Consider the following 4,534-nt stretch of genomic DNA (forward strand, 5'->3'; position numbering starts at 1 on the left):
GCGGCGGCCGTCGCCGGTGCGGACGCCACGCAGGTGATCGTCGACGTCGACTGGGCCCGGTTCGCCCCCGCGTTCTCCTTCGGCCGCCGCTGGGCGCTGCTCGGTGACCTGCCGGAAGCCGTCGCGGTCCTGGATGAGGTCGTCGTCGCCAGCGGCGGCGACAGCCCGCTCACCACGGAACTCGCCGGCCTTCCGCCGGCCGAGCGCGTGGCCCGGCTGACCCGGCTCGTTCGCGCCGAGGCGGCCGCGGTGCTCGGTCACCGTGACAGCGACGGCGTGCCCGCTGGCCGGGCATTCCGCGAGGCAGGTTTCGACTCGCTGACCGCGGTCGAGTTGCGTAACCGCCTGCAGGAGGTGACTGGTCTGCGGCTGCCGGCGACGTTGGTGTTCGATCAGCCGTCGCCGCTGGCGTTGGCCGAGTTCCTGCGCGACCAGCTCGCCGGTGTCACGGCCGGGGTGGACACGCCCGTGGCGGCCACGGTGGTCGATGACGAGCCGATCGTGATCGTGGGTATGTCCTGTCGTTATCCCGGTGGCGTGACGGGTCCGCAGAGCCTGTGGGATCTGGTCGCGGCCGGCGGTGACGCGATGGGTCCGTTCCCGGAGGACCGGGGTTGGGACCTCAGCACCCTGTTCGACCCGGACCCGGACCACCCGGGCACGTCGACCACGAGCACCGGTGGGTTCCTGAACGGTGCCGGTGACTTCGACGCCGGGTTCTTCGGGATCAGCCCGCGTGAAGCGGTCTCGATGGATCCGCAGCAGCGCCTGCTGCTGGAGGCGTCCTGGGAGACTTTCGAGCACGCCGGTATCGACACCGCCGGCCTGCGGGGTTCGCGTACCGGGGTGTTCATCGGGTCCAACGGCCAGGACTACAGCACCCTGCTCATGATGGCTGCGTTCACCGGTGGCGAGGCGGGCGCCGAAGGCCACGCGGCGACCGGCGGCGCGGCGAGTGTCGCGTCCGGCCGGCTGTCGTACACGTTCGGTCTCGAGGGTCCGGCCGTGACCGTGGACACGGCGTGTTCCTCCTCGCTGGTCGCCCTGCACCTCGCGGCGCAGTCGGTGCGGCAGGGCGAGTGTGACCTCGCGCTGGCCGGTGGCGTGGTGGTGATGGCCACCCCGGGCACGTTCATCGAGTTCTCCCGCCAGCGTGGTCTGGCCGCCGACGGCCGGTGCAAGGCGTTCTCCGACGACGCCGACGGCACCGGCTGGGCCGAAGGCGTCGGCATGCTCCTGGTGGAGCGGCTGTCCGACGCGCGGCGCAACGGCCACCAGATCCTCGCCGTCGTGCGCGGTAGCGCCGTCAACCAGGACGGCGCGTCGAACGGCCTGACCGCGCCGAACGGCCCCGCCCAGCAGCGCGTCATCCGCCAGGCCCTCGCCAACGCTCGCCTGACCCCGGCCGACGTCGATGTGGTGGAGGCACACGGCACCGGCACCACGCTGGGTGACCCGATCGAGGCCCAGGCGGTTCTGGCCACCTACGGCCAGGAGCGGGAGACCCCGTTGTGGCTGGGGTCGCTGAAGTCAAACATCGGTCACACGCAGGCCGCCTCGGGCGTGGGCGGCGTGATCAAGATGGTCCTGGCCATGCGCCACGGCGTGTTGCCCAAGACACTGCATGTCGGCGAGCCGTCGAGCAAGGTGGACTGGTCCGCGGGGTCGGTCAGTCTGCTCACCGAGAGCGTCGCCTGGGAGGCGGGGGAGAAGCCGCGCCGCGCGGGCGTGTCGTCGTTCGGCATGAGCGGCACCAACGCGCACGTGATCATCGAGGAGCCGCCCGCAGCGGAGACCGCCGAGCCGGCCCAGACGTTGCCGGCTCTACCGGTGTTGGTGTCGGCGCGTGCGGAGGCGGCGCTGGCGCTGCCGTCGCGGGTCGACCTGGACGTGGCGTACACGCTGGCCGTCGGCCGGACCGCGCTGCCGGTGCGTACCTTCGCGATCGATGACGGCGGGTTCGCCGAACCGACGGTCGCCGCCGATCAGCGGACAGCGTTGTTGTTCACCGGTCAGGGCGCGCAGTGGTCCGGCATGGGCCGCGACCTCTACGACACCTTCCCGGTGTTCGCGGACGCGTTCGACGAGATCGCCGCGCATCTCGATCTGCCGCTGCACGACGTGGTGTTCGGCGCCGACGAGCGGCTCGGCCAGACGGCGTTCACCCAGGCAGCGTTGTTCGCCTACGAGGTCGCGATGTTCCGCCTCCTCGAATCCTGGGGTGTACGGGCGGACGTGCTGGTCGGTCACTCGATCGGTGAGGTCGCGGCGGCGTACTGCGCCGGCGTCTGGAGCCTGGAGGACGCGTGCCGTCTGGTGGCCGCGCGGGGCAGTCTGATGCAGGCCCTGCCGGCCGGTGGGGCGATGGTCGCGATCCAGGCGTCCGAGGCCGAGCTGGCCGGCGTGGACGTGGACATCGCGGCGGTGAACGGACCCCGGTCGGTAGTGATCTCCGGTCCGGTCGACAAGGTGGAGGCGGTGGCGGCGACGTTCGCCAAGGCCCGTCGCCTGGACGTCTCGCACGCGTTCCATTCCTCGCTGATGGACCCGATGCTCGACGAGTTCCGGTCGGTGGTCGCCACGCTGACGTTCCATGAGCCGTCGATCCCGCTGGTCAAGGATGTGACGGACCCGGAGTACTGGGTGCGGCACGTCCGGGACACGGTCCGGTTCGCCGACGACGTGGCCGCTGCTGACGCGACCGCGTTCCTCGAGATCGGCCCGGACGCCGCCCTGATCCCGGCCGTCGCGCAGATTCGCGACGACGCTCTGCTGGTTGCGGTGTCACGGCGGGAGAAGACCGATGCGGTCACCGCGCTGGGCCGGTACTGGGCTGCTGGCGGTCGGGTCGATTGGGCCGCCTTCTTCGCCGGGACCGGCGCGAAGCTGGCCGAGGCCCCCACATACCGGTTCCAGTGGCAGCGCTACTGGCCGGCCATCACGGCCGGTGCCATGCCGGGAGCGGGTACGGACGACGCCGAGTTCTGGCAGGCGGTCGAATCCGGCGATCTGAACGGTCTGGCTGACGTGCTGGGCCTGGTCACCGAGCAGCGCGAAACGCTACAGGCGGCCCTGCCGGTGCTGTCCTCCTGGCGGCGTTCCCAGGCCGAACGGGATCTGCTCGATTCGTGGCGCTATCACGTCACGTGGAAGCCGGTCACGGTGCGACCCGCGACCCTGCCCGGCCGCTGGCTCGTCGTCGGCGAGGATGCCGGGGACATCGCGGCGGTGTTGCCGACCGAAGGTGACGCCCCGGTCGAGGGCATCGTCGCGGTGGACCTCGATGTGATGGCTCTGGTCGAGCTGCTGCGTGTGGCGACCGCGCCGGTGTGGTGCGTGACCCGAGGCGGTCAGCCCGAGGTGTGGGGACTGGGCCGGGTCGCGGCGTTGGAGACGCCGCACCTGTGGGGCGGGCTGGTCGAGGTCCCGGAGACGTTGGACGAGCGTGCGGCGGCGAAGCTGGTCGCGGTTCTGGCCGACGGTTCCGAGGATCAGGTGTCGATCCGACCGTCGGGTGTGTTCGCGCGTCGGCTGACCCGCGCGCCGCGCGCTGCCGGCGCGGCGTGGCGGCCGCGGGGAACCGTGCTCATCACCGGTGGTACCGGCGGTCTCGGTCTCGCGGTTGCCCGATGGCTTGCGGACAACGGCGCCGAGCGTCTGGTGCTCACCAGCCGCCGCGGCGGTGCCGCCCCAGACCTGGGTGTGCCGGTCGAGGTGATCAACGCGGACATGGGTGTCCGGGACGACGTCGCCGCCGTTCTGGGCCGGTGCGGCGCCGACCTGACCGCGGTCGTTCACGCTGCCGGTGTTGAGCTGGCGGGCACCGTGGCGACGATGACCGCCGCCGACGTGGCGACCGCCGCGGCAGGCAAGGCGGACGGTGCACGGTTCCTCGACGAGCTGCTCGGTGATCGCGTTCTGGATGCGTTCGTGCTGTTCTCGTCGATCGCCGGGATCTGGGGCAGCGGTGGAGGCGGCGCGTACGCGGCAGCCAACGCCGCACTGGACGCACTCGCCGTCGAGCGACGGGCCCGCGGCCTGGCCGCGACCGCGATCGCCTGGGGACCGTGGGCCGGGATCGGGATGGCCTCTCGGGGTCAGACCACTGACGGGTTGACTCGGCGTGGTCTGCGGCTGCTGCCGCCGGAGTCGGCGGTGTCGGCGATCGCCGCCGCGGTCGGTGGCGAGCCTGCCGTGGTGATCGCGGACGTGGACTGGGCCCGGTTCGGGCCGGTGTTCACGGCCGGGCGGCCCGCGCCGTTGCTGGCGGGACTGCTCGAGCCGGTCGCGGACGAGACGGTCCGGGCCACACCGCTGGCGTCGGCCGAGATGACCGTGCCGGCGTTGACCGACCTGGTGCGGCGTGAGGCCGCGGCGGTGCTCGGCCATGCGGATGCGGCGGAGATTCCGGCCGACCGGGCGTTCCGCGAGGCCGGTTTTGATTCGTTGACGGCGGTGGAGTTGCGGGGGCGGCTTCAGGCGGCGACGGGTCTGCGGTTGCCGGCGACGTTGGTGTTTGATCATCCGTCGCCGG

General features: G+C 72.1%; 1 protein-coding gene. It reads left to right on the plus strand.

The window, feature by feature from the left end; translation table 11 throughout:
* The coding region (locus LDL48_RS43090) for a type I polyketide synthase (protein WP_225260990.1) at window positions 1-4,534 on the plus strand (4,534 nt) is incomplete at both ends.

The sequence above is a fragment of the Jidongwangia harbinensis genome, from assembly GCF_020216025.1.
Lineage (GTDB): Bacteria > Actinomycetota > Actinomycetes > Mycobacteriales > Micromonosporaceae > Actinoplanes > Actinoplanes harbinensis.